Source organism: Paraglaciecola sp., assembly GCF_051252315.1.
In the GTDB taxonomy this organism is placed as follows: Bacteria; Pseudomonadota; Gammaproteobacteria; order Enterobacterales; family Alteromonadaceae; genus Paraglaciecola.
The window spans coordinates 1-25,885 of record NZ_JBPOFP010000069.1; the positions used below are offsets into that span (position 1 = coordinate 1).

General features: G+C 39.9%; 20 protein-coding genes. 5 read left to right on the forward strand and 15 right to left on the reverse strand.

Annotation, left to right across the window (positions count from 1 at the left end):
• Nucleotides 1–749, reverse strand: a 749-nt coding sequence (gene purM, locus ACSHXM_RS13825; RefSeq protein WP_435689379.1) for a phosphoribosylformylglycinamidine cyclo-ligase, incomplete at its 3' end; no start/stop codon positions are given.
• 278 nt (nucleotides 750–1,027) lie between these two features.
• Between purM and ACSHXM_RS13830 the strand changes: the two genes are divergently transcribed.
• Both ACSHXM_RS13830 and hda read left to right on the forward strand, forming a co-directional pair.
• Nucleotides 1,028–2,143 carry a DUF2066 domain-containing protein gene (locus tag ACSHXM_RS13830; RefSeq protein ID WP_435689381.1) on the forward strand — a complete coding sequence of 372 codons (1,116 nt, stop codon included), beginning with the start codon at nucleotides 1,028–1,030 and terminating at the stop codon, nucleotides 2,141–2,143.
• A complete protein-coding gene (hda, locus tag ACSHXM_RS13835) occupies nucleotides 2,131–2,850 on the forward strand; it encodes a DnaA regulatory inactivator Hda (RefSeq protein WP_435689383.1) in 720 nt (239 codons plus the stop codon). The genes ACSHXM_RS13830 and hda overlap by 13 nt, the downstream gene beginning before the upstream one ends.
• Before the next feature lie 288 nt (nucleotides 2,851–3,138).
• Here the strand turns inward: hda and gluP are convergent, their stop codons facing one another.
• The 7 genes from gluP to ACSHXM_RS13870 form a co-directional block, all read right to left on the reverse strand.
• Nucleotides 3,139–4,455, reverse strand: coding sequence for a glucose/galactose MFS transporter (gene gluP / locus ACSHXM_RS13840; protein WP_435689385.1), 1,317 nt, complete (start codon nucleotides 4,453–4,455; stop codon nucleotides 3,139–3,141).
• A 35-nt stretch (nucleotides 4,456–4,490) separates the two neighbouring features.
• On the reverse strand, nucleotides 4,491–5,618 hold the full coding sequence (gene nagA / locus ACSHXM_RS13845) for an N-acetylglucosamine-6-phosphate deacetylase (protein WP_435689387.1): 1,128 nt from the start codon (nucleotides 5,616–5,618) through the stop codon (nucleotides 4,491–4,493).
• A 108-nt stretch (nucleotides 5,619–5,726) separates the two neighbouring features.
• Nucleotides 5,727–6,617 carry a BadF/BadG/BcrA/BcrD ATPase family protein gene (locus ACSHXM_RS13850; protein ID WP_435689389.1) on the reverse strand — a complete coding sequence of 297 codons (891 nt, stop codon included), beginning with the start codon at nucleotides 6,615–6,617 and terminating at the stop codon, nucleotides 5,727–5,729.
• Nucleotides 6,618–6,670: 53 nt separating this feature from the next.
• Nucleotides 6,671–9,277 carry a family 20 glycosylhydrolase gene (locus tag ACSHXM_RS13855; RefSeq protein ID WP_435689391.1) on the reverse strand — a complete coding sequence of 869 codons (2,607 nt, stop codon included), beginning with the start codon at nucleotides 9,275–9,277 and terminating at the stop codon, nucleotides 6,671–6,673.
• Between the two features lie 92 nt (nucleotides 9,278–9,369).
• Nucleotides 9,370–10,176, reverse strand: coding sequence for a glucosamine-6-phosphate deaminase (gene nagB, locus ACSHXM_RS13860; RefSeq protein ID WP_435689393.1), 807 nt, complete (start codon nucleotides 10,174–10,176; stop codon nucleotides 9,370–9,372).
• A 25-nt stretch (nucleotides 10,177–10,201) separates the two neighbouring features.
• Nucleotides 10,202–11,689, reverse strand: a complete 1,488-nt coding sequence (locus ACSHXM_RS13865) for a tryptophan halogenase family protein (RefSeq protein ID WP_435689395.1) — start codon at nucleotides 11,687–11,689, stop codon at nucleotides 10,202–10,204.
• Between the two features lie 79 nt (nucleotides 11,690–11,768).
• The gene (locus tag ACSHXM_RS13870; RefSeq protein ID WP_435689397.1) at nucleotides 11,769–14,504 is read right to left on the reverse strand and encodes a TonB-dependent receptor; all 2,736 of its coding nucleotides are present in this window, start codon (nucleotides 14,502–14,504) and stop codon (nucleotides 11,769–11,771) included.
• Between the two features lie 364 nt (nucleotides 14,505–14,868).
• Here ACSHXM_RS13870 and ACSHXM_RS13875 point away from each other — a divergent pair, with 364 nt between their 5' ends.
• Both ACSHXM_RS13875 and ACSHXM_RS13880 read left to right on the forward strand, forming a co-directional pair.
• Complete coding sequence (locus tag ACSHXM_RS13875) at nucleotides 14,869–15,930, forward strand: LacI family DNA-binding transcriptional regulator (RefSeq protein ID WP_435689399.1); 1,062 nt, start codon at nucleotides 14,869–14,871, stop codon at nucleotides 15,928–15,930.
• A complete protein-coding gene (locus tag ACSHXM_RS13880; protein ID WP_435689401.1) occupies nucleotides 15,920–17,398 on the forward strand; it encodes a tryptophan halogenase family protein in 1,479 nt (492 codons plus the stop codon). Before ACSHXM_RS13875 ends, ACSHXM_RS13880 begins: the two co-directional genes overlap by 11 nt.
• Before the next feature lie 28 nt (nucleotides 17,399–17,426).
• Here ACSHXM_RS13880 and ACSHXM_RS13885 read toward each other — a convergent pair whose 3' ends face one another.
• The 7 genes from ACSHXM_RS13885 to arsC all read right to left on the reverse strand — a co-directional run bounded on the left by ACSHXM_RS13885 (nucleotide 17,427) and on the right by arsC (nucleotide 25,296).
• Nucleotides 17,427–18,164, reverse strand: coding sequence for a hypothetical protein (locus tag ACSHXM_RS13885; RefSeq protein ID WP_435689403.1), 738 nt, complete (start codon nucleotides 18,162–18,164; stop codon nucleotides 17,427–17,429).
• A 94-nt stretch (nucleotides 18,165–18,258) separates the two neighbouring features.
• A complete protein-coding gene (locus ACSHXM_RS13890) occupies nucleotides 18,259–20,172 on the reverse strand; it encodes an alkaline phosphatase (RefSeq protein WP_435689405.1) in 1,914 nt (637 codons plus the stop codon).
• A 13-nt stretch (nucleotides 20,173–20,185) separates the two neighbouring features.
• Nucleotides 20,186–21,769, reverse strand: a complete 1,584-nt coding sequence (locus ACSHXM_RS13895) for an alkaline phosphatase (protein WP_435689407.1) — start codon at nucleotides 21,767–21,769, stop codon at nucleotides 20,186–20,188.
• A gap of 205 nt (nucleotides 21,770–21,974) precedes the next feature.
• On the reverse strand, nucleotides 21,975–23,897 hold the full coding sequence (locus ACSHXM_RS13900; RefSeq protein ID WP_435689409.1) for a hypothetical protein: 1,923 nt from the start codon (nucleotides 23,895–23,897) through the stop codon (nucleotides 21,975–21,977).
• A gap of 25 nt (nucleotides 23,898–23,922) precedes the next feature.
• The gene (locus tag ACSHXM_RS13905; protein WP_435689411.1) at nucleotides 23,923–24,351 is read right to left on the reverse strand and encodes a DUF2069 domain-containing protein; all 429 of its coding nucleotides are present in this window, start codon (nucleotides 24,349–24,351) and stop codon (nucleotides 23,923–23,925) included.
• A gap of 1 nt (nucleotide 24,352) precedes the next feature.
• Entirely contained in the window at nucleotides 24,353–24,946 is a 594-nt protein-coding gene (wrbA, locus tag ACSHXM_RS13910) for an NAD(P)H:quinone oxidoreductase (RefSeq protein ID WP_435689413.1), read from the reverse strand.
• Nucleotides 24,943–25,296, reverse strand: coding sequence for an arsenate reductase (glutaredoxin) (gene arsC, locus ACSHXM_RS13915; protein WP_435689415.1), 354 nt, complete (start codon nucleotides 25,294–25,296; stop codon nucleotides 24,943–24,945). Before arsC ends, wrbA begins: the two co-directional genes overlap by 4 nt.
• Nucleotides 25,297–25,311: 15 nt before the next feature.
• Here arsC and ACSHXM_RS13920 point away from each other — a divergent pair, with 15 nt between their 5' ends.
• The gene (locus ACSHXM_RS13920; protein ID WP_435689417.1) at nucleotides 25,312–25,863 is read left to right on the forward strand and encodes a TlpA family protein disulfide reductase; all 552 of its coding nucleotides are present in this window, start codon (nucleotides 25,312–25,314) and stop codon (nucleotides 25,861–25,863) included.
• The last annotated feature ends 22 nt before the right edge of the window (nucleotides 25,864–25,885 follow it).

The window sequence follows — 25,885 nt, forward strand, 5'->3', positions numbered from 1 at the left end:
CCTGTTATGTGAGATATGGCGTGAACTTCAATTTGTTCTAAAAGTTTTAAAACAGATTTTACGTAGATACGTGTAGGTTCTAACAAATGTTCAGATAAGGCTTTTCCTTCAAACTGTTCACTTGTATCACTACCAGATACTTCAATAATTTTACGTACTAGTGAATAACCATTTGAGTGTGGTCCTGAAGAACCTAATGCTATTAACGCATCACCGTCGGCAACTTTAGAACCATCAATAACGTCATCAGCTTCAACCACGCCAACACAGAATCCGGCTACATCGTAGTCTTCTCCATGATACATACCTGGCATTTCAGCTGTTTCTCCACCAATCAACGCACAACCAGATAATTCACAGCCTTTACCAATGCCTGATACAACTTCAGTTGCGGTATCTACATTCAGTTTTCCTGTTGCGTAATAATCCAAGAAAAACAAAGGCTCGGCACCTTGCACTATTAAATCGTTAACACACATAGCCACAAGATCTATACCTATGCCTGAATGTTGTTTTAGGTCCATGGCTAGTCTTAATTTGGTACCTACACCATCAGTTCCTGAAACTAATAGTGGTTTTTTGTATTTTTCAGGTAAAGAACATAAAGCGCCAAATCCGCCTAAACCACCTTTTACTTCAGGTCTGTGGGTTTTTTTTGTGACCGATTTGATTCGTTCGACTAACTGATTACCAGCGTCAATATCGACCCCAGCGTCTTTATAACTTAATGATGAATTGTTGTCGCTCACGTCTATACCTCAATTGGCCACAAAAAAAGAGCGCAGATTTTAGCAGTTTGCTAATGGAATACCAATTAAAGATATTGAGTTTGATAGCAGAATTTATTTCTTTAATAAAACTTTGTTTATAAATTAATCATTAAAGGAATGTTTTTGAAGAATCGGTTACGTTAATTAATAGGGATTGGCAATTTGTATTGGTAATTTATAAACAGTTGATGAATTTTACATTGAAATAAAAGACAATACCTTTTTTGCTATAAGATTTTTAAGGGGTGTTGGCCCAAATGCCAATAAAACTGTATTCAGTTAAACTTGCATGTGTGATCTTGGTCTTAATTGGTTTCAATTTCAATGCTGCAGCTGCTGTTATTGAAGGGTTATTTGACTCACAAGTTGCTGTTGATAATCAGTCAGACACAAATCGAAGTCGAGCATTTAAACTTGGTATGAAGCAAGTTTTGATTAAAGTACATGGCAGTGACGATTTACTTAAAGATCAAACCATTCGCAAGGCGATAAGCAAGGTAACACCTTATATTCGAGCTTATAGTTACGAAACTATCAACACACAGCAATTTATTACCATTAATTTTGAACAAGATCGCATTGAGAGTTTGATTCGTACTGCTGGCTTTACTATTTGGGGAAAAAGAAGACCAGACACTCTTATTTGGTTAGCGGTACAATCTGACAGTAGCACCAATAAAACCTTTTTAACCATTGATAACCAACCAAGTATTTACCAATCTATGTTAGCTCAAGCTGAGTACCGAGGGATTAAGCTAGCTTTTCCTTTGTGGGATTTGAGTGATGTGCAAAGCATCAGTGTTTATGACATTTGGGGAGGCTTTACCCAGCGAATTGTCGAAGCCAGTCAAAGGTACGGTGTGCAATCAGTTTTGTCGGCTAGGGTTTATAAAAGTGAACAAGCTTTAATTGATGAAAGTGCAGACGAGGCACCTGCAAATTTTAAACCTGGTCAGTGGGTGGTGGATTGGACGAGTGTTGAAGATGGGCAGATACTGTCTGGGCAATTGGTTGTTGACACATTTCAAGATTTAGCCCCCAATTTAATAGACGTACTTGCAGACCAATTGGCTGAAAAATATGCAATCGATGTAGATACACTTCATTTAAATCAAGAAAAAACCAAAATAATAATAAATAATATTTCATCTATTGATGCTTATGTAAATGTATTGGCGTTTCTTGAAAATTTAAGTGTGGTCAATCATGCAACTCTTGTTAACCAAAATGGTACCAAGGCAACCTTTGAATTAAATTTATTTGGTGAACTAAGTGATTTACACAACGCCTTTAAACTCGAAAATAAGGTGCGTCCAGTTATTGATGAGTTTGGACAGTCTTTAAATAATGGTGAGTTCCTTTGGTACAAGTAACTAGCCAGCTTTCGTTACCTGTATCAATTAAGGAAACGGATACGTTTGATAGTTTTATCGAAGGTCAGAATAGCCAGGTTTGTGCTTACCTGAAAGATGTAGTTAGTCAATTAAAATCAGGCCATGTGAAGCACTGGTTAACATACTTATTCAGTGACAATGAAGTAGGGAAGAGTCACCTTTTATATGCAACCTGTCAGCTAGCAGAACTTCACGATGTAAGTTGTATATACCTCAAAATTGAAGACAATACAGACTTAACGCCAGAAGTCTTATCTGGACTTGAACACTATTCTCTTATTTGCATTGACGATATTGAAGGGTTAACACATTCACTTGACTGGCAAGTGGCTTTATTTGATTTAATCAACCGAATTAAAGAACAAAATACCAGCAGCCTACTGATGACGGGGAATCAACCCGCAAAGCTTTTACCTATCAAGTTGCCAGATCTACTGTCCCGCCTATCTTGGGGAATGAATTTTCAGTTAATGTCTCTTTCAGATGAACAAAGGCAACAAGTGTTAGTGGTTAAAGCAAAAATTAGGGGCATGAATATGCCATTAGAAGTCGCTAAATTTTTAATTAATCATTGGCCTAGAGATATGTCTTCTTTATTAAACTCATTAGATCAACTTGATGAGCAATCGTTGCAGCAACAACGAATGCTCACCATTCCATTTGTAAAAAGTATTTTAGATATCTAACCCGAACACTGGATAAGCAGCGCCTCTCAACAACCCTATTCTTGCCCCTAACGGCGTTGGCCTTACTAGCAATAGCCAGTTATTACCTACGAAAATCAGACTTGTTAGGAACAAAAATTTCGTCACTGAGTATTTAATGAAAAGCGCGTTAACATCAAATTTAATGTAACCTATTGAAATTTAATTATAAATCAAATTTTTACGACACTTCCTATCTAGAGTTCGAGTTATCTAATTTAAAACCAGTTTACAAATTTCTCTTGGTATTTACGTTCCTTTTAATTTTGCTTAGGCTCTATTCCAAGATCTAATTTTGTGACCCTTCAACGCATAAAATAGAATGAAGCCGTAACAAGGTAACATCATCCAATAGGCTGATTGTCCGTCAAAATGCTCAGATAACAATCCATAAACCATTGGTAAGATGGCTCCTCCAGAGATACCCATGATGAGCAGTGCAGAGCCTCTAGCGGTTAAGGTATATAAACCATCTAATGCTAAAGGCCAAATTGCTGGCCATACCAATGCATTAGCAAATCCTAAAATTGCGATTAAGGTGACAGGATCTGGGAGCAGAGCTATGCCCATCCATCCCCATAACAAACTAGATATGTGTGTTGATAGCGGGTCGGAAAAAACAATCCAAATACTGAGTGCCAAACCTAAAATTGCCGAGCCTGATAAGGCTTGCGCTTGATCCACAAACTTCGGAATAATCACTAAACCCATTAAATAGCCTAATACCATAAAGGCCATGGTATAAGACGTTAATGATGTGGCATTCTCAACGCCTAATTGTGAACCGAATAATCCGATAGTGTCGCCAGCTATGACTTCCACCCCTACATATAAAAACAAAGTAAACACACCTAGAATCAACTGAGGGTAGGCTAATAGGCTGGCCGATTCTTCGCTTTCAGACTCGGGCTTTTCTAAGACTAAATCAGGCAAGGTAGAAAAGTTTAATAGTACTGCTAACAATAACAAGGCACCTGTCATGTAGGCGTAAGGCATGACTAATCCATCAGCAAGGGCTGAAATTTGTAAGGCTTTTTCAGATTCAGTTAGGGCTGCAATAGACTGTGCACTTACACCTGCAAATTCACCTAATACTAATGCAGTGAAAACCATAGGTGCTAAGAAACCGGCAAACTTGTTTAATAAACCCATAATTGAAATTCTGACAGCCGCGGTTTCCTGCGGACCGACTTTAACAATGTAAGGGTTAGAGGCAGTTTGTAATATCGTTAATCCAGTACCCATAACAAATTGGGCAAATAGGAATATAGCAAACTCTTGGCTATATGAAGCGGGTATAAACAGCAAACACCCAAGGGCGATCATACCTAAGCCTAAGCTCATTGCCTTTTTGTATCCGGTTTTATCCAAAACCCAAGACATAGGCAATGCCATAACGACATAAGCAATATAAAATGAAAATGCTACTAATAGGGCTTGGGATTCTGTCAGTTGACATACAATTTGCAAAAACGGAATTAACGCACCATTTAGCCAGGTAACAAAGCCAAATATGAAAAATAACATGCCTATGATCAACATTGGCATCAAGGCACTTGGTTTATTTGAAGGTTCTACAGTTTGCATAACTCACCTTTTAGTTGGTCTTGTTGTTGGTTTGTTTAGTTGGAATAAACACATTGCCCAGCAATGAAAGTTTTATTCACTTGGAAATTTTCGTCTAATACTAGCCAATCGGCGTCAAATCCTACAGATAATCGACCTTTGCTCTTTTGCCTACCAATAAAGTTCGCTGGCGTAAACGATGCCATATTAATAGCCTGTTCTATAGGGCTACCTAAATGGGTAATGGTATTTTTTACTGCGCTTGCCATATCAAGGGCAGAACCTGCTAATCTGCCGCCTTCAATAGTTAGTTTGTTTCCATCTCTAGTAATGTCCATTCCACTAAATTGAAGTTTGATCTGGTCACTACCTACATGGGACATAGCATCTGTGACTAACATGATTCGTTCAGAAGATTTACACTTGATCGCTAGCTGACAACTCGCTGAATCGACATGTTCGTGGTCAACGATTAAACCACAAAACGTTTGGTCATCTAGTAATGCTGCGCCCACCATTCCGGCTTCTCTGCTTTGTAGTGGTGACATCGCGTTGTAAAGATGGGTAAAGCCTTGAGCACCTGCCTCAATAGCCAACATTGTTTGTTCATAACTAGCGTTAGAATGACCTAAACAGACTTTTACATTGTTTTTAACCAGCTCTTTGATGATGTCACAAGGCACATTTTCAGGTGCTAGCGTGACACACACAACCCCTAGATCTTGCCTTGTAAAAAGTGCCAATTCTTGATCGCTAATATGGCGAATATGTTGCTCAGGGTGGATCCCTTTTTTAGGTTGGCTAAGGTGTGGACCTTCAAAGTGAACGCCAACAACACTAGGCATATTATTGTATATCGCTTGCTGAATGGCTTCACCTGCTCTAGCCATAATCTCCATATCATCTGTAATTAAGGTAGGTAACATGGTGGTGGTGCCAAATTGCTGATGAGCCCTACTCATTGTTTGTAAGGCTTCAATGTTTGGCTGATTATTAAATAATACACCGCCACCACCATTTACTTGCACATCAATATAACCTGGGGTCACTAAACCTTTAAGTAAGGTATCAGCTTCCGAGTCTTGGCCTGGACTAATAGAAGTTATTAAACCGTTTTCTATTGTCATAATTTGATTGGTTTTTATGGATTTACCATCAAATAATTGTGGTGCAAAATAACGCATCGATACTTCCTCTAAGGCGTTTTAGTTATATTTTGTAGACCTGTAAGATTGTCTACTTTGTTGCTCATTGAACCTAGTCGTCTTAATATTATTCTACGTGTTTAGACATTATTTGATATCAGATTTTAATTGGGATTTTGCAAAAATAATGGCTCCCTGTTCCGGACTCGCTAAAGCAGGCTGGATTGTTGTTTGCAATTGATCTGGCAAGTATGGAATTAACACTTGTGTCACCCCCCCAATGAAAGATAATCGTGACGGCTTTGCACTTAATAACTTATTCGATAGCTTGGTAATGTATTGGCTCGCTTCTTTAACTAATCCTAAAGCGTCGGACTGTCGCTGGGATGCTAACTCAAAAACAGTTGGAGCCAATGAAGCATAAAATGAGGGCTTTGCATCTAAGGTTAAATTAACGACTTGCTGGGCGTTTTGGCAGTTTAATTCTTCTAAAACTCGCGCACTTAACGCGTTTTGTTCGATTAATCCGTCTAGGGTTTCTAAACAATGGCTGATTGCTTTTTTACCTAACCAAGCGCCACTGGCTTTGTCACCGACAACAAATCCGTGACCACCATACTCAATTTGCTGCTCTGGGGTGATGACCACTCCTGACGAACCAGTACCTATTATAACTATCGCCCCTGTCTCTCCTTGGTGTGCACCTAAACAAGCAATATGTAAGTCAGTCGTTATATGGGTGCTAGCAAATGGCAAAGATTGTGATTCAAATGCTAGTTTAACTTCAGGGATATTAATACCTGCTAATCCAATTCCAGCATGTATCTGATCTAAAGTAACTCCATCAATATTGGCTTGTTTTATAGCTTGCTCACACACAGCTAAGACTGAGGCTGTTGAACCTGCTAAATCTCTAAAAGCGTTGGCTGGTCCAGCGATGGCTTCTGCCAGAAGTAGACCATTAGCATCTTCTAATCGGGCTTTGCACTTTGTGCCACCGCCATCAATACCAATAAAGTATTTAGCTTGATTATTCACAAGATGTTCCTTCTATATGTTTTGCGATCTGAGTCATATCACAAAATTGAGGTTTAATTAAAATCATGTTTTTTAAGTTCTATTTCAGCGCTATAACGGGGTTTGTCAAAATGCGGTTTACCAAAAAGCTTAGCGCTGTCTAGTTTCGCTCTTATTTTCAATATTTGTTTAACCAGAATGGGGCGTGAATAGGTTTTCCATTGGCCAAGTGTTTGCTGATATTCAAGTTGAACCCCATTAAATAAATGATTCATCTTTAACGTGCCATTATCAATAATGGCACCTGGTGGCGGCAGTCTAAATTGAATGCCTTGTTCAACTAATTTGGGTAAATGTTTAGTGACTAACAATTCTCTAAATAATGCCCAGTCTTGATTAATGGCTACTTCTAATTGCTCTTTGTTAAGTTCCCTTGCACTTGATTCCCACGGTGACTTTGCCCAGGCTTTTTGTGCAAAACTTATTAGTCGCGGGTAATACATGTATTGAGCCACGCTATCGTGACGTACAATTTCACTCCATAAGTGTGCTTGTATGCCTTCATATTCTGCTTTGGACTCTGTTTTAGACTGGGTATTAGACAGGGTTTTAGACTGTTTTTTGGATAGTTCGGCTTTATAGGCATTACCTAAACGGTCTTTCCAAAGTGCGTCATTGATTTCAGGTGTGTCGGGCATGAATTGAAATAGTTTGTAGCTGTCGGTTGCGCGTGTCGCCCAATAGTACCCTGGCTCGTTAGGATCAACGGCATAGGGGAAGTCGAAGTACAATACGTCTGGATAAGACAATATGGTGTGCCAACCTTGTGCTGCGAATTTTTCGGCTGCTAGGTGTCCTTGCCACATAAGTGGATCCCAAACATTTACTTGCATTGGATTTTTTACATTAGGTTGGAACTCACGCATACCGTCACTCCAACCGCCGGCGATAATTCCTTGGGCTTGCACAAGTTGCGCGACACGAGTAATGAAATAACTTCCTAGTTGTTCTACATTTTCAATGCTTGGGTTGTTGCTTATAAATGTTTCGCACGCTGGTGAACCATGCCAGGCTCCAGCCGTTTCATCTGCCCCTAAGTGATATCGCGTAAGAGGTACACCTGCAGCTTTATGTTGTGCAATTAAGTCAGTTAATACTTTGTCGACAAATGTATAAGTGGACTCTAAACAAGGGTTAAGAGTGTTGTCTGAATAATGTTGAACTGATGAATATTGGCTCTTGTCTTCAAAATCTGAGAGTAAATATTGCTGCGCAGCTTCCGGTTGTTCGGCATTGATTAATCTATGGTAGCGAGCTTCCATAGATTTAATTGAAGAACGAGAGTGGCCAGGCATATCTAGAGAAGGGATGATTTCTACCTGATGGGCTGCAGCATATTGTAATAGCTCGTTGTAATCTAATGTTGAGTAATAACCATTGTTAGGGTTTGAACGATTTGGACCAGCTCCTAACTGAGGCATTAAACATTGGGTTTCGGATGGATCAAAACAACGAAACGCGCCGACTTCAGTTAGTTCTTTTAAGCCATTTATTTCTAAGCGCCATCCTTCATCATCTGCAAGGTGTAAATGTAATTTATTTAATTTCCACTGAGCCATATCTTGGATCAATGCTTTTACAAACTCAACTGAGCGAAAGTTTCTGGCTACATCTAAATGTATGCCGCGAAAAGCATATCGTGGAGCGTCAGTGAAGACACCAACAGGTAAAGTATTTTTGTCAAAAAGTTGGTTAAGAGACATCAAAGCATAAAATGCCCCTGCGTTACTTAATGCCTTAATGGATATTTTTTCTGAGGTTATCTCAAGTTCATAACCTTGTCCGTTGGTTAATTGGGCTTGCTGATTGATATCGATATGTAGACGGATACCTGAATCATCAAACGCCACACCACTTTGTTTAAGTAGTGACCATGCTGCTGGGAAAAGCCCTTTTGTCGTTTCATCAATAGTCAATCCTTGGCTAACATTAAGTGTTTTTTCTGAAAGTTGTTTCTGTTTAATTGATGGTGTGGCTAACCAAGGTTTTTCGCTTGATTGTGCCGTTATATGAATTTTATTATTACGTTCATAGATCACTGATGCACTGTCATAAACGGAATTGTCATCTTTTTGTCTTTTTATTTGGTTAGCTCGATGTAATTCACCAGCATGGGGGAGAGTGGGTAATGGTGAGTTTTCGGTAAAGATTTCAACTGTTCCGTTAATAGTTGCCGTTTTGTTTTCACCATAGACGAAAAAGTAATTCGGCAATACATCCGATTTTGAAACTGACCAAAACGCTGCTTTAATGCCGATTGTATAATTATGATTGGCTTCTATCGGACGTAATGCAGTGAGTTTATGTAAGTCACCGTTAATACGCTCAATTGTAAATGTATTGCTATCTATCGATTGAATCGGAGACAAGTGAGAGAAATAAATCTCCCAGCCATTTTTCGGTAACTCAGTCGAGAAATTTAAGCTTAATTGTGCGTTATAACAAAAGCCATCAGCGATGCTTTCATCACAATCTATTGCTCGTGTATTTGACAGTACTTGATAACCCACAGTCATATTTTTTGCGTTATCAGAAATGGTTTGTTCAATGTTTAGCTTAGCGGTTTCTGATGAACAGGCACACAAGCAAAATATCACTGAAAACAATATTAGCATTTTCATTTAGTTATATTGTCCCTGATTAGGTTCTCGTTGGTTAAAAAAATAGCTTTTGTATTCATTACATTTGAACTCTTTACTATTGAAATTAGTGGCTAATAGTTGTGAAAATAACCGTAATCTTCAATTAACTTGCTATTTTCGTTATTGGCCCACTGGTAGTAACTGTGATCGCTTAATTCGCTGGCCGCGGCTTTATCTAGCAGCACAATTGCATTTTCATGCATTTGTAGTGCAGAAGCAGGGCACATAACCGAAACACCCCCGGTTATCATGTCTTTAACCGCATTTGCCTTGTTTGCACCGGTTGCCATTAACAACACATAACGCGCATCCATAATAGTGGCGATACCCATAGTCATTGCCATGGTAGGTTGCTCTTCATCAGGTCTAAATAAACGGCTATTGTCAGTAATAGTTTGTTGAGTTAGGGTTTTAATCCGCGTGCGAGACGACAAACTTGATGTTGGTTCGTTAAAACCAATATGACCATTGGCACCAATGCCCAAAATTTGTAAATCGACACCGCCTTGTTTTTTAATCTTATCTTCATAAGCCAACCCTTGTTCTCTTGGGTTTTGGCCAGTGGCGCAGGTAGGTAAATAGGTGTTCTTAAGGTCAATATCCACGTGATTGAATAGGTTTTCAGCCATAAAGCTGCGATAACTCTGTGGGTTTTCAGGCGCAATATGATGATATTCATCTAAGTTGAAAGTGGTGACGTTTTTAAAGCTAATTTGATTGGTTTTATGCTGTTCAACTAACTGTTTATACAAACTAATAGGGGTACTACCCGTGGCTAAACCTAATACAGGATCAGGTTTTTTGTTAATCAGTTCTTTAACCCAGAGTGCGGCATTGTGTGCCACTTGTTGAGCATTATCATAAATTATAATTTGCATAAAAGTACCTTTGACCTAAATTTTGTTAAGAACCGACTTGCATGGGAAACTTGATAGCCATTTCATGACAACGTACTTGTGCTTGTCGGTGTTTTTTGTCTGCCAAACGAAGTTTGCCTTTGTGATGGAGATTGAAATGCTCCATGCCAGCAAAAATACAGAACCAAGACGTTTTCCCATACACTAAATTGTCACTCACGGAGGCCAACGCAGCATCAAACGAACCTTCATTTTTCCAGCCAAGTAATAAGGCCTTGAGAGCAGGGGATACATAGTTATTGTTGCGGTTATCAATCCAGTATTGGCTATCTGCGCGGCTATTTAGCAGGTAATGAGCTTGCAGATAATCACGGGTGCCATCAATCAATCGGTTAATGATATTATTAAAACTTTGCTGTTTGTCTGATAAAAGCTCGCTTTTTTCGTAATATTCAATAAATGTTTCACACGTTTGCTGAACTAGGTTTAACATCGGGGCTTCTAATGGTTCAAGGAAGCCTTGTGATAATCCAACAGCTAAACAATTTTGTTTCCAATGGTGGGTAATTCGACCAGGATTCCATTCGATATGTAGAGCTTTGGCGTCATATTCGTTGAGCTCTTGTCTTAATTCAGTTTCGGCTTGTTCTGCGGACATATAGTTGTTGCTGTATACATAACCATTACCTATACGACTTTGTAATGGAATAGACCACATCCAGCCATGGTTTAATCCTTTTGACAAGGTATACGACCCTAAAGTCTCGCCGCCTATGGGGCCTTTATCATTTAACGATGTACCGATTGCTACAGCTCGGTTATTGGGCAAATATGCGCTGTAGTCAACTAACTCTTCTTTTAAAGCTTTCTGAATTAACAAACCTTTCAGACCACTACAATCAATAAACAAATCCGCTTTAAATTCACCATTTTTCTCGGTTTGAATAGATTCAATACCCGTATGGTTAGTTTTAACTTGTGTGACTTGATCTTGTACGTGTTTTACGCCCAATGTTCTAGCATGTTTGGCTAAAAACAAACCTAATTTTGTGGCATCAAAGTGATACCCATAATCTAATCCGTTTGATTGACTATCTTTGGTTTTAGGGCTTTTGTTTTGGAACGCCAAATACGCGTTCACAAAATAATCATCTGGAAGAGTAGGGGTATCAAAACCTTCTCGACGATATTGACAATTATTAAAAAAATCTTTGACTAAAGGTCCATCTACCTCACCATAAAATGGGTGAAAGTAAGAGCTTGGGCCGTCATCATTACACCAATTGGGAAAAGCTATTCCACATTTGTAGGTAGCATCACATTCAGGCATCCACTGTTCTTCTGAAATATCCAGTGTTGTAAAAAACTGACGTAAGAAAGGAGTCGAACCCTCACCCACGCCAATTGTGCCTATCTTATCCGATTCAATTAAAGTGATATTAACACCTAATTTACTCCAGCGGTTTGCCATAAGTGTGGCAGCCATCCAACCTGCGGTGCCTCCACCGACTATGGCAATCTGCTTAGTAATCATCGAACGATTCCTCTATAAAAAAGCCGGAGTTTACGCTTTATTTCAAGTCAAAATAAAGCACCCCGGCAAACACACTCTACTAAAAGCGGAAGTTAGCACCGACGAATAAACGACGACCATTTGAACTTTGAGTTCCACCTAAACGCTGTGCATCTGTATTGCGTTCATAGTAGTTTTCCCAAATTTCATTAGTTAAGTTAAGTGCTTCTAACTTAAGGGTAATGTTGTCATTAATCGCATAACTAAACTGAGCATCCATTTGTGCTTGTTCATCTCTGAACCTATCACCTATCTCAGTTGCAGCGATGAAATACTCAGAACGGTAGTTATAGTTTAAACGAGCGCTGTAAAGGTCGTTTTCATAGAAGACACCGAAGTTGTATGAGTTTTTAGAAGTATTTGGAAATCTAACCGTACTTTCAGAAAGAGTTGCACCTGTTATGTTTCCGTCTGCATCTGTAACGGCAACAGCTTCATCATAAGTCGCATCTCCTACATCAGTGTAGGTGTAGTTGAAGTATCCACCAAAACCATTATCCATTACGTGCTGAACTTGGAATTCAATACCGTCAATTGTTGTGGCTCCACCATTTTCTGGTGTTCTTAGTTGATTGATTTGTTGACCGTTAATCTCTTTTGAAACTGTTTTGGTGAAGATGAAATCATTTACGTCTTTCTTAAATAAAGTGACGGCAACAATTGATGCTTCATCAAAGTAGTGTTCAAAACCTACTTCAAATTGATTAGCTGTTAGCGGATTTAAGTCAGGGTTACCAGCAGAGCCTGAACTTGTTTCAGGTGTTAAGTTAACTGCAGGCGCCAATTGGAATGGAGCAGGGCGGGTTAATACTCTTGAGGCCGCAAAACGTAATATTGTGTCTGGATTTAAGTCATAAGCAACATTTACGCTAGGTAACCATTCGTTGTATTGACTACTTGAAGAAATTGCTTGGCCTGAGACTAAGTCATAACCATTAGATGTTGAGTCAGTTTCTACATAACGTAAACCAATGTTTCCTCGAATACCGTCGCTACTGAAATTCGCCATGGCATAAATTGCGTTAATGGTTTCGTCAATTTTAAATGATGATGCAGTTAAAAATACGTCAGTATTTCTACATAAAGACGTTGAACCACTAGTACATTCAGGTACCGCATATAATGCATCGTGCATTAATTCACGGTCAGGCATGAAATAACTAGCTGCAAAACCATTGGTGTTATCGTGACCAACGTTGACTAAATCACCTGTCCAGAAATCACTTGCCGGACCTAAACTTCCTTCATGTGTAGGTGCTAGGTTGGCTAAGTCAGTTCTAACACGCCCTTGAGTGAAGCTACGGTCACGAAGTTTTAAACCGGTTTTTATGTCGGTGATAATACCTAAATCAATTTCGTAGGTGTAATCTACCTGTGCATAGTTTTCTTCATCTTTGGTATTGTTGGCTTGGTCAAAAATACCGCCTAGCCACATTTGATCGCCCGGGTTAGCTAACCAAGGACTAGCTGATGTAAAGTCAATACCTGGTGACGTGCCACCTGGGTTATAAAAATCAAACCCCGCTTCTGGCTCCGCAGCATCAACCCAAAACTCGGTGAAGAAATCGCGGTTATCACCTTCACCTGTGGTTGTACCGATCTGCCAATGTAAGGTACCACTGGTCATAGTGTAGTTACCTTCGAAATCTAATACTTCGGTAGACATTTCAGAGCCTTCACGGAAGATATTATCGTAAGCCATGTGACGAGCCCAACCTGGACGATTATCTACGCCACGTATTTCAAGGCTTTCAACTATGCCATTATTAACTGTTCCAGCATTTGCACCGCCTTCACCCATAGCAAATAAACCACGGAAACCGATACCAATAAGGTTTGAGTTAACGTTGTCTGCGTTCATGGTTGAACTTAAATAATGTAAGTTCATGTCTAGGTTGTCAGTTGGACGCCATTGGGCATTAACATCAAAACCTACACGTTCACGTTCTTGTTCAAATAAAGCGGAACCCATGCCCCAAGGAATAGCACCTTTTTCTGAGGCGCCAAGAGGTGCTTCTAATGCTGGTTCAATACGAGGGATTGTTGGTCCAAACCAACCAAAATCTTCGTTAGTCTCACGCACTACTGAACGTTGTTGCATGCTTACTGAAGCTAATACACCAAATGTTTCATCTTCGTTTTTCCAGCTATATAAACCAGAAAATGAAGGGTCTGTTTTTTCAGACGAATCGTTATATTGCATTTCAGTTGAAAATTGAATGGTGTTGGAGTCTAAATCCATTGGTTTACGAGTACGTAAAATAACGGTACCACCCAAAGCGCCTTCATCAATATCGGCTTGAGCGGATTTATACACTTCAAGGCCAGCAACCATTTCTGATGCTAATATTTCAAAGTTGAAGTTACGTGTAGCATCTGACAATACAAACCACTGCGCCGTACCTACTGCTTGACCGTTTACTAAGGTCAAGTTTTGGTCTGGTTGAACGCCACGAATAGTTACGCCTTGGCCTTCACCAAATGTTCTGTCAATAGTAATACCTGGGATGCGAGAAAGAGATTCCGCAACGTTCTTATCAGGAAACTGACCAATATCTTCTGCAGTTATTGCGTCAACAATGGCATTTGAAAAACGCTTTTCGTTTAAGTTTGCTTTAGAGCTTGCGCGTAAACCTCTGACTTCAATCTTTTCAATTTTGTCATCGGCTACTGCTTGCGCATGAGCCATAGATAGCGGGAGAGTACTTGCGACAGAACCTAATACACAAGAGAGTAAAATTCCTTGTGTAATCTTGTTTATTTTTGACGTATTCATATTTCAACCTTTATTTGACGCTTATGACAGCGTTGTCATTGTGTTTTAAAAATTAATCATTACTACAATGATTATTTAAACTTAATTGTTATGTTTTGTGTCCCGATGATAACGCTGTCATTTGGTGGAAATTAAAAAATGACATGCTAGATATTTTTAATTTCATTTCGTGACAGCGTTGTCATTTGGTAGTAATCTAGACTAACTAAAATTGTTTAGCAACATAAATTACAAAAAAGTTACAAATTAATTGCAGTAATAATCCTCAGTTATGGATTTTAGTAACGCCATTATTTAAAGTAACTTATTGATTAATATCTAGATTGCAATCGTGCAAAGTTCCACCATTTGGGTGTAAGTAAAAGTGTTAAAAAGTAAAGCAACAATTAAAGACGTAGCAGAACTAGCTGGGGTTTCGATTAAAACCGTATCTCGTGTTACCAATCAAGAGGGGTCTGTTCGTAAAGAAACCTTGCAACGGGTGACTCAGGCGATTGAACAATTAAATTATCAACCTAATACCGCAGCGCGCAATTTAGCTGGGCGTAAGTCTTATGCATTAGGGTATGTATACGATAACCCCAATGCCTATTATGTATTAGACATGCAAAATGGTATTTTGGAAGAATGTCGAGAGAGAGGTTACGAACTCGTCATCCATCCATGTTCCGCTACAAATGAATCGATCATTGATGAACTTGCGACCATGGTAAAGAAATCCCAGTTAGCGGGATTAATCATTTCTCCCCCTTTATCAGAAATGCCAGATGTCTTAACTGGACTAGATCAACTCAATATTCCTTACATTCGTGTTATTTCAGCAAGTCATGTAGATGGAGATACCTCACCTTGTGTGTACATTAATGACCGGGATGCAGCCTATGAAATTACTGAGCATTTGATTCAACAAGGGCATGAAAAGATAGCGTTTCTGAGAGGTGACGAGTGTCACCGTTCAAGCCATGAACGAAAAATTGGTTATCTCGAAGCGCTAAGAAATTATGGTTTAATGGCAGATGAAAGTTATCAAATAGATGGCTCTTATTCTTTTGAATTCGGTGTGGCAGGAGCTAAACAATTATTGGCATTACAAGATCCACCTACCAGCATTTTCTCATGTAACGACGAAATTGCGGCGGGTGCATTGTTTGCCGTTAGGTTGGCTGGGCTTGATGTTCCTAGCCAAATTGCTATTGCGGGATTTGAGGATAGCCCATTCTCACGACAAACCTGGCCTAAACTCACAACTGCGGCTCAACCGACTATTAGTATAGCCCGGAAAACTACAGCTTCTTTTATCAAGTATTTAGCTAATCAACAATCAGGCAAAGCAAAGTTAGACGCAGTGCCGCATTTACAATTTAAACCACAGCTCGTATTGAGAGAGTCCACTTTACTAGACGGAGATAATTCAAATGTTGAATAAACCAGATTCAATATTGATTGTCGGTGGTGGAACAGCTGGATGGATGACCGCTAACTCATTTTTAAGAACTTGGCCAGATTGCCAAATTACATTAATTGAATCAGACGATATTGGCGTGATTGGTGTGGGGGAGGGGGCGACTCCTTATTTAAAACAGTATTTTAGGCAACTTAATATTAGTGAACAAGAATGGATGCCAGCATGTGATGCTACATACAAAGTAGGCATAAGCTTTGAAGGTTGGTCTGGTAAGTCTGAGGCAAAAAGCTATTTTCATCCATTCTTTTCGGTACTAGATAAACAGCCTGCAGAAATGTTTTTCCATAACTGTGGTTTGCGAAGAAGAGGATTTAACGCGTCTGCGCATCCTGATGATTATTTTGTTGCGAAAGAATTGGCTAAGCAACAAGTGAACCCAACAACAGCATTAAAACACGGTATTGATATAGATTACGCGTATCATTTTGATTCTGTAAAGTTAGGTCAATTTTTACGTGGCCGGGCAGTTAAGTCGGGATTAACCCATATTATTGACACAGTAACTGATATTCAACTTGATGAACAAGGGGCAATTAAACAAGTTAATGCCCTTAAAAATGGTTCGTTAACAGCCTCTTTTTTTATTGATTGTACCGGCTTTAGTGGCAAGTTAATTCATCAGGCGTTACAGCAAAACTATAAGTCTTACCAAGAAAACTTATTTAATAATGCGGCTGTTGCTATTCAAACGCCTAGAACGGCCGGTTCGATTATCACACCGCAAACTAAATCTGTCGCTTTAAAAGCCGGGTGGATGTGGAATATTCCTTTAACAACACGGCAAGGCAATGGTTATGTTTATGCCGATGGATACATTAGCTCAGATCAAGCCGAAATAGAACTTCGTCAAACCTTAGGTATTCAAGATAATGATGAGGTGACAGTTAGGCACTTGAAGATGAGAGTAGGGAGACTTGAACAACATTGGTATAAAAACTGTTTAGCTGTTGGTTTATCTCAAGGGTTTATTGAGCCCCTTGAAGCGACCGCTTTGATGTTAACCCAACTTACCGTAGAGCGGTTTACTGAGGTGTTTTCTAATGAAAGTCAGTCGATTGAAGATATTCGCAATCAATACAATAAACAACTGAATCTAGTTTTTGATGGGATCAGAGAATACATAGTTGCGCACTACCAATTATCTCATCGAGAAGACACGCCCTATTGGAAGGACAATAAAGGCAATTCGGCTCAACCTGAAGTGTTAAAAGCCATTTTACATGCCTGGGATAATGGCTTGGACGTCGAAAGTGTGCTGACTGAATACAAACAAAACTTGGTGTATTTACGACCTTCTTGGTACTGCATTTTAGCGGGGATGGGGCGCTTTCCTAACAAGCTTAAAGCCACTTCTCAAGCTGCAGATGTGGAGCAAGCTATGCAGTATTGTAAAGGAGCGGTAAGTCAATATTTTAGCCGCTCCACTTAAATTATAATGGCTTGGTATAAGTCCTAGCTTAATGCTGGTGATGTCCGCCTAATGCCTGACCTTTATCATCATAAAAGCCACTTGCTCCTGCTTCGATAAAACCTAAGGTAACCATATTGGTTAAAAATGAATCGGTGTGATCATCTCCAATATCGGCAAAGTCTGTGGTTTGATAGTTATTTAACTGCCTGAAGTAAGCATTTATCATGCTTGGGTTATCAACTACGTTTTTTAGGGCCCAAGTTTCCGTTGAATGCTTAGAGGTTATTTGAAAGGATTTAACGAGTTTGCGTTTAGAATACCATTCTAATGACATGCGTTTCTTGCCTGTGTTTTTAGTGTAGGTTTGAACTTCATCACAACCAGAGCCCGAATGTTGGGTTAGTGTCATTTCATTGAGTAGTTTGTCAGACACCAATTGAGCGCGATAAGACCAATCACTTTCTTTTTTTCCGTGAACCACTTCTCCAGGTTGATATTCGATAGCGCGTTTGTGTGCTTCAAAATATCGAATAGGTTTGATCAATTGCTTTTTGCTAGAAATATTTTGCCATGCTTCGCTTATTTGTGTGGCTGGGTATTGATGTGCCACAGTTGTTCCCTTGCGCCAAAGAATGAGTGTAGTGCTTTGTTCGGCTCGATTGGTTTTATTGATTTGAATTTGATATTCGGCTTTTACAAAATTTTCAGCGACGCATGATTCTGTGCCCTGTGTTTGGCCGGTCAGAGCAATTAAAAATAATGTAATGGTTATTGTTTTTATCAAGAGTTTATCCTCGTTCACAAATGAAAAAACATGGCGTTTATGTAAACGCCATGTTTGTTTTACTTAGGTATTTAGTATAAAGCTAAACCAATGTTTAAGGCTTTGCCGCATTGGCTTTTTCAGTTAGATTGGCGGCAAAGTCCATAATATGGAAAATCATATTTTGTTCTTGCGTACCGTTAACTAAGAAAGCAGCTGGACCTGAGGCATACACACCGACGTCTTCACCAGAGTGAGTCTCAGAACTTTTAGGCACTAAGGCTTCTTGGTGATAACCCGGAGTGGTTGTGTCAATGTCGGTTAGGTCATGACGGCCTGCAGCATGTTCAAATGCATAAGTAGCATCAGCATTTGTTTCTGCGCCTAAATCTCTAAAACCTAGACCATTAGTGTAACCCAATGTGGTGTAAGGCATGCCATCAGAGGCTTCTGCTGGTTCGTCTGAACCTACGTTAACCACTTTACCCAAAATAGGGTTACCTCGTTTAGGGTAACCGGCAATGGTAAATACATGGCCATGATCGGCAGTGACAATAATTAACGTGTCCGACATATCTGTCATATCTACGGCCTTTTTAATGGCATTAGAAAATTCAATAGTGTCAGTTAACGCGCCGTATGCACTACCAGCATGGTGTGAGTGATCGATACGTCCAGATTCAACCATTAAGAAGAAACCTTCAGAGTTGTTGTCTAGAATATCTATGGCTTTAGAAGTCATTTCGCTTATAGAGGGTTCACCAGCAATATCATTTTTGCGGTCCGCTTCGTATTGCATATGTGATTCATTAAATAAGCCAAATACACGCTCAGTCATTGTTGTATCGATGGCGTCAAAACCTGTTTGATCCATCACATAACTGCCCGTGGTATACATAGTTTGCCACTCTGCGGTTAGGTCACGACCGTCTGTGCGATCTCCTTCAACAGAACTACTCGCATCAGTACTGTTATAAGCTGCATCTTTTGGTAAGAAGTGACGACGGCCACCACCAAATACAACCTCGATCCCGTCTACATCTATGCCGGCTACCTTCGCTTCTAAATTGCTTTCAAAATTAACCAATTGATCGGCTATATCTTTACAACCTGCAGTCACCGCATCTTCTGGCATATCTGAGATATCTTCCCAGTTACGGTCTGCTGATTTTGCATAGGTAGCAGCTGGTGTAGCATGAGTAATACGTGCAGTAGAAATAACCCCAGTTGATTTACCTGCCATCTCAGCTAGCTCTAATGCGGTAAATAATTCGTTACCAGCGACTGTTGAGCAATCACCACGCTCTATGTCTTCATCAACACCAATGACTCCTACATCTGTTTTAACGCCGCTCATCATAGCTGTCATGGTTCCAGCAGAATCTGGAGTCTGAGCGTCAACGTTATAGGTTTTGGCTAAACCAGCAAAAGGAAATTTGTCGAAGCTTAATTGGTTTTCTTCTCCTAATTTACCTGCTAATTGTCCTTCTAAGATGCGCGCTGCAGTAACAGTGGAAATACCCATACCATCACCCACAAATAAGATCACGTTTTTAGCCGAGCCTTTTAAGTCAGTTAAGGTTTTGGCTTTAACACTCTTACTATCTGTACTTTGAGTGGTGACGACTGGAGTACTGGTTGTATTTAACCAGTTGGTTTTTGCTGTGTTAACTTCTCTTTCGCCCTCAACAAACCAATCATTGTTCAAATTGGTTAATAACTCACTGGAGTCTACTTGGGTAGTGGCTTGTGTACATACGTATTCAGTTGTGGTGATTTCAGCAGTGTCTAACACGCCGCTGCTATCTGTATCGATACCTGAGTTAATTTGTACACCGCTATTAGGGCAGTTTGCATTACCTTTAGGTAAACTGACTTGGGCGATTAAACTAGTTAAGCCATTAGTACCATTTGCGCCATTAACGCCAGCTGTTCCTTGTGCGCCCGTTGTGCCATCATCACCTTCTAACATACAGCCAGAAAGACCTAAAATTGCGATAGCAATCGCACTATATCCGAATGTTTTCATGTCTGACTCCTGACTATTGTTTAATTAGATCTAATGATTGATTGATAAGGTGGAATACAACACTTTGCTCAATTACACCTTGAGCTAGTTGAGCGCCTGGGCCTTGAGCATGTAAGCTGATATCTTCACCAGAATGTGTTTCTGAGCTTTTCGGGATTAGCGCTTCTTGGTGGAAGCCAGAGGTGGTGGTGTCAATCGTGGTTAGGTCATGACGACCAGCTGCATGTTCTGTTGCGTAGGTGGCATCGGCGTTTGTTTCAGTGCCTAGATCTCTAAAACCAAGTCCGTTGGTATAACCTAGTGTGGTGTAAGGCATGCCATCAGAGGCTTGTGCTGGTTCTGTTTTACCAACCTCTACTACAGTTCCAAGAATTGGATTACCACGTTTAGGGTAACCGGCAATGGTAAATACATGACCATGGTCAGCTGTCACAATGATTAACGTGTCTTCTGGATTGGTTAGTTCATTGGCTTTTTCTACTGCCTTGGCGAACTCAATGGTGTCTGTTAACGCATTGTATGCGCTACCAGCGTGGTGGCCGTGGTCAATACGTCCAGATTCCACCATTAAGAAAAAGCCTTTTTCGTTGTTGTCTAATTTCTGAATGGCTTTTTCTGTCATGGCACTTAATGAAGGTTCACCAGCAATATCATTGGCTCTGTCGGCTTCGTATTGCATATGAGATTCGTTAAACAAACCAAATAATTTACCGCCCGTTTCTGGGTCATAACTATCGAAACCTGTTTGATCCATAACGTATGAACTATCAGGATATTGTGCTAGCCATTCTGCGGTTAAGTCACGAGAGTCGGTGCGATCTCCTTCAACTTCACTTGATGCGTCTGCACTGTTATAAGCCGCATCTTTGGGTAAAAAGTGACGACGACCGCCGCCCATGACTACGTCAATACCGTCTACATCAACGCCTAAGTAACGAGATTCTACAATTGATTCAAAGTTTACTAGCTGATGAGCAATGTCTACACAACCACCTGTTACTGCTTCTTCTGGCATATCAGACACATCTTCCCAGTTACGGTCAGCTGATTTCGCATAAGTTGCTGCTGGTGTAGCGTGAGTGATACGAGCAGTAGAAATAACGCCTGTCGAGAGACCTTTGATTTCAGCTAATTCTAAAGCTGTTGCTACTTCGTTGCCGGAAACAGTAGAGCATTCTCCACGCTGAATATCTTCATCAACACCAATGACACCTACGTCAGTTTTTATACCACTCATCATTGCCGTCATTGTGCCAGCAGAGTCTGGTGTTTGGGCGTCAACGTTGTAGGTTTTTACAAGTGCCGTGTGTGGGAATTTTTCGAAGCCTAAATATTCTTCTTCCCCTTGTTTTCCTTCCATTTGACCTTTTAAAATGCGTGAAGCAGTTAGAGTAGATACACCCATGCCATCGCCCACAAATAAGATCACATTTTTAGCTTTAAAATTATTGCTTACTGCAAGTTTTGCAGCAATTTCAGCTTGTGCATTTTTATACCAATCATTGTTTGATTGGTGAGTGGGGATAACTTGGGCATTTAAGCCTGCTGAAACCGCTAAAGCGATAACACATGACGTGGCTGACCAGATCTTTTTCATCTTGTTTTTATCCTATTTAATTAGATATTGACGTGTTGGGCTAACGGCGAGTTAGCAATTAACGGCAGCAAGGATAAGAGGGTATTGTGAAAAATAAGCGACAGATTGGTGACATTCGCGAGTCAGAAATATGTCTGTTTAATGACGTCTGGTTTGAATTTGGAGAAAATTTAGTATGGAGCTGGTTAGGCTCCATAAATTTAAATTATGGACTTTTAGGGCCGTGTCGGTAGGTGTGCCAGTAATCTTCTCTAGGCATTTCCTTTATTGTCTTTTTACGTTGAAGTGTTTTTGATTGAGGTGAGGGGCTACCTAGTTCAATATTGCTAAACCAATCTTGATTAGTTCGCATAAGGAGTGGTGAAGGAAGGGTTTGCTGTATGTTTGCTACATCTAACTCGGGTAAAATATCTTGTACGACACTTTGAACTCGTATTTGTATTTTTTCTGCGTTAAAACGATCTCTTTGTCCCCAAGTGACAATCAAGTCATCGTTATCTATCTCGCTAATTATGGCAACATCAGCGCTCACACCCAATCTATAAGACATCATGAACCTTTCGAATAGCGTGGCGTAATCCTCTCTTATCGTGGAGTAACTATAGTAGGCGGGGGCTAAATCAGGTTCAAAATGCCCGACAATGTCCTCTGCACTTAGACTTTTTTGTGTTGTCGTTGCTGTTTCCCCAGCAAAACTGACTTGAGCTAAAGATTTCATGGTTGCAGAATTCACGCCATGGGTTTGGTCAAATGCTACTGAGGATGCATCGTTTTGATTTGAATAGATCAGTGGCGATGTTTGTAAAGGGAGGGTTTGCCAACTGTTTGGAGGAAAGAAGTCATTAGCATGAGCAAGTTCGTGATACATAAGCCAGGTTATATTGGCCTCCATATCTCTAAAGGTTTTAGTGAGTCGACGTTCAGTTGGATAGTCACTGTTTCTAAAGTAATAATCGTTATCTTTTACGTATCGCCATGGGATAAAAAACTGTAGTTCTTTGCCAAAATCGCTCCGATAATCAGGCTGTGTATTAAGTGTGTCGCGTTCTTCTGGTGTTACCCAGAAATTTGCTGCATCTAGGTATATTGCGCCCGTTGCAGTCCAATAAAATGAAGGTCTTACATCATAAGAGATGATAATTGCCGTAGTAGCTCTTAACAGTTTTAACATGTCTTGAGAGGTTTGGGATTCCTCTAAGAACTGTTTAAAACGTTGGCCCATCCAAGCATGTGATACCACCAAACGCTCTAAAACCTGCTCTATGGTTGGTGCGCTGTGCTCTTGCCCTATAAGAGGAAGTTCGGAAAATTGACAACTATCTTCAACTAGGTTGTCGTAAACACACTGGGGCAGTATGTCTGCGTATGGACCGTCTTTTACATAGGCAAAAACATCGGTTGATACTATATTTTCAGCGTATCTAGGAAAGTAACCATTTGGGTTGATTTCTATGTTTTTAACCACCAATAAGCTTGTATCCGAATCAGAACTTCCATCGGTGTAATTGATTCGTGCTTCAATTTGGATAATTTCGTCTTGGGTGACTTGTGGTGCGTCAAAAAAAATGTCGTTTTCTTGGGTGTCTATATTAACAATTTGAGAACCGTCTAATTGATTCCAAGATATGTTTAGAACTGATTTATTAGGATTGCTAGCTACTCTGAGTGATACACTTGCTGTTTCACTTACCGCATGATCTAACCGAATGTTCGCTGAACTATCAGAACTAGTTAAGGCTGTAAAATTAAAGGTTTCATTGATAGTTTGACCAGCTGACGTTGTGCCAGTAAATTCTAGTTGGTAATCACCCGATTGTTTTATATCAAATGCAATAACTTGACTATGAGAGGCTAATATCTCTAACTCAGCTCCGGCGGTTTGACGCCAACTAATATCTACTAAATCGCTGTTGGCTGCAGTGACTGCAAAACTAGCCGGTTGGCCTAAAGAAAAAGAATCTTGATGGTAGAAACTTAAGCCATTAACTGTGCGTTTGGGTTGAATGTCTATATTAGGTGGCACAGGTGAAGGCGGAATAATGACGGGTGAAGTATTACCTCCCGAACCGCCACAGGCACATAATATTTGAAAACTTACTAAAAATACTATTTTGTTGAATTGATTCACAGACTATCCTTGTTGTCAGTATTCATTAGTTTGAGCTCGAAGGTGGCTCAAAACGTTGTTTTTCTTCAGCTAATTCTTCTTTAAGTTTACGAATGCCTAAACCTAATTCTCGTCCTCTTTTTCTGGCGTAAAAGCTACATCCGACAAACAAACCGGTACACAAAATAATTTCTATTAATGCGAAGAGCCTTTCACCTTCAACTGCGTATACAGCAGTAAACCCGTGTAATAGATAGTACATAACAATAAAGTTGGTCCAGGCGTGAGTATAGGGCTTCCCTGCGATTAAACCCTTTGCAGGTAATAAAATCGGTAGTACCCAAAATATAATAGTAAATAAGTCTGAAGTGGCTTTGTCTACGGTTAATAGAAAGTGCCATACAGGTATCCAAATAACTAATAATAGGTAATTTGTTAGGGTTAACTTGCGGTAGAAAGCGGTGGATAAATTCATATTATTTACTCAGTTTAATAGCCAGAGAAGCTAAACGTTTACCTTGCTCAATACATAACAAGTTTTCATCTTCACTTAGTTTATTGGGCTGACTTCCTTGGGCTAAGTGTGTAACTCCGTACGGAGAGCCACCAGTTAGCGTGGTATGAAGTTGAGGTAGAGAATAGGGTAAACCACACATGACCATACCGTGGTGAAGAAGAGGTAACATCATAGACAACAGTGTACTTTCTTGGCCGCCGTGCATGCTTGAACTTGAGGTGAAAACACAGGCCGGTTTGTTCTCTAAAACGCCAGATAGCCATAATTGACTTGTGGTGTCGATAAAGTACTTCAAGGGAGCGGCCATATTACCGAACCGAGTAGGGCTTCCTAATGCGATACCCATACAATCTTGCAAGTCTTGATGATTGACATATGGGTCGCCTGTAGCCGGCACTGCTTGCTGTGATTCACCAATATTGGTGGATATTTCAGGTACGGTTCTCAAACAAGCCTCAACACCGGTTTGTTCAATACCTATGGCAATTTTGTTAGCCATTGCCTGAGTGGCCCCATTTTTACTGTAATAAAGGACTAATACCTTTTGACTCATAAAATATCCAACACCGATTCTGGTGGTCGTCCAATTTTAGCTTTGCCGTTAAATAACACGATTGGTCTTTCGATCAGTTTTGGCTCTTCTAACATTGCTTGAATCAAAGTTTCTTCGCTAAGAGACTCATCTTTAAGCGCTTTTGATTTATAAGCGTCTTCACCTTTACGTAACAATTGTCTTGCAGAAGAAAACCCAAGCTGTTCAATAATTTGAGTCAACTCAGCTGTGCTAAGCGGTGTTTTTAGGTATTCGACGACTTCTGGCTCAAATCCTTTTTCTTGCAATAACTGAAGAGTTTGACGGCTTTTGGAGCATCTGGGATTGTGGATAATTTTTAAATCGGACATAAAGAGCTTTTTCACATGAGTTTAAAGTCGTATTCTACGATCAATTTAGTCGTTAGGGATCAAGTTATTTTGAAAAAACTCACCTTAAGAAAGCTCACCTTAAAACATTTGGCCTTCACTATATTTGCTATAAGTGCTTTGTCTTTGGGGGTATGGACAAATAATCAATTAAAATCAGACTTTAGTACCTTAGATAATGAAAAACATACTTGGTCTTCTTTAAACGGGAAATGGGTAGTTGTTAATTATTTTGCTGAATGGTGTGTACCATGTTTGCGTGAAATCCCTGAATTAAATCATTTTTATGCGCAACATGGCGTAGACATTTCTATGTTTGGGGTCAGTTTTGATAAATTGGATCGAGCTCAATTAGCTGGTTTAAAAACGAAATATGATATTCAGTTTCCGTTAATTCAATCGGTAACCAAGTTACCTTGGGGGCAACCTCCAAGCAGTTTACCTACTACTTTTATAATAGGTGCTGATGGCCTTGTGAAAAAGCAGCTTAAAGGTGAACAAAGCGCCGAAAAGTTAATTCAGACAATTAGGTACCTACAAAGCTTGTAGTTTTTCTTGTTCGTTTCTGAAT

Excerpts from the sequence above, each read along its gene's own strand:
- ACSHXM_RS13830 (WP_435689381.1), top strand. The coding sequence starts at position 1,028 with ATGCCAATAAAACTGTATTCAGTTAAACTTGCATGTGTGATCTTGGTC.
- gluP (WP_435689385.1), bottom strand. The coding sequence starts at position 4,455 with ATGCAAACTGTAGAACCTTCAAATAAACCAAGTGCCTTGATGCCAATG.
- nagA (WP_435689387.1), bottom strand. The coding sequence starts at position 5,618 with ATGCGTTATTTTGCACCACAATTATTTGATGGTAAATCCATAAAAACC.
- ACSHXM_RS13855 (WP_435689391.1), bottom strand. The coding sequence starts at position 9,277 with ATGAAAATGCTAATATTGTTTTCAGTGATATTTTGCTTGTGTGCCTGT.
- nagB (WP_435689393.1), bottom strand. The coding sequence starts at position 10,176 with ATGCAAATTATAATTTATGATAATGCTCAACAAGTGGCACACAATGCC.
- ACSHXM_RS13865 (WP_435689395.1), bottom strand. The coding sequence starts at position 11,689 with ATGATTACTAAGCAGATTGCCATAGTCGGTGGAGGCACCGCAGGTTGG.
- ACSHXM_RS13870 (WP_435689397.1), bottom strand. The coding sequence starts at position 14,504 with ATGAATACGTCAAAAATAAACAAGATTACACAAGGAATTTTACTCTCT.
- ACSHXM_RS13880 (WP_435689401.1), top strand. The coding sequence starts at position 15,920 with ATGTTGAATAAACCAGATTCAATATTGATTGTCGGTGGTGGAACAGCT.
- ACSHXM_RS13890 (WP_435689405.1), bottom strand. The coding sequence starts at position 20,172 with ATGAAAACATTCGGATATAGTGCGATTGCTATCGCAATTTTAGGTCTT.
- ACSHXM_RS13895 (WP_435689407.1), bottom strand. The coding sequence starts at position 21,769 with ATGAAAAAGATCTGGTCAGCCACGTCATGTGTTATCGCTTTAGCGGTT.
- ACSHXM_RS13905 (WP_435689411.1), bottom strand. The coding sequence starts at position 24,351 with ATGAATTTATCCACCGCTTTCTACCGCAAGTTAACCCTAACAAATTAC.
- wrbA (WP_435689413.1), bottom strand. The coding sequence starts at position 24,946 with ATGAGTCAAAAGGTATTAGTCCTTTATTACAGTAAAAATGGGGCCACT.
- arsC (WP_435689415.1), bottom strand. The coding sequence starts at position 25,296 with ATGTCCGATTTAAAAATTATCCACAATCCCAGATGCTCCAAAAGCCGT.
- ACSHXM_RS13920 (WP_435689417.1), top strand. The coding sequence starts at position 25,312 with ATGAGTTTAAAGTCGTATTCTACGATCAATTTAGTCGTTAGGGATCAA.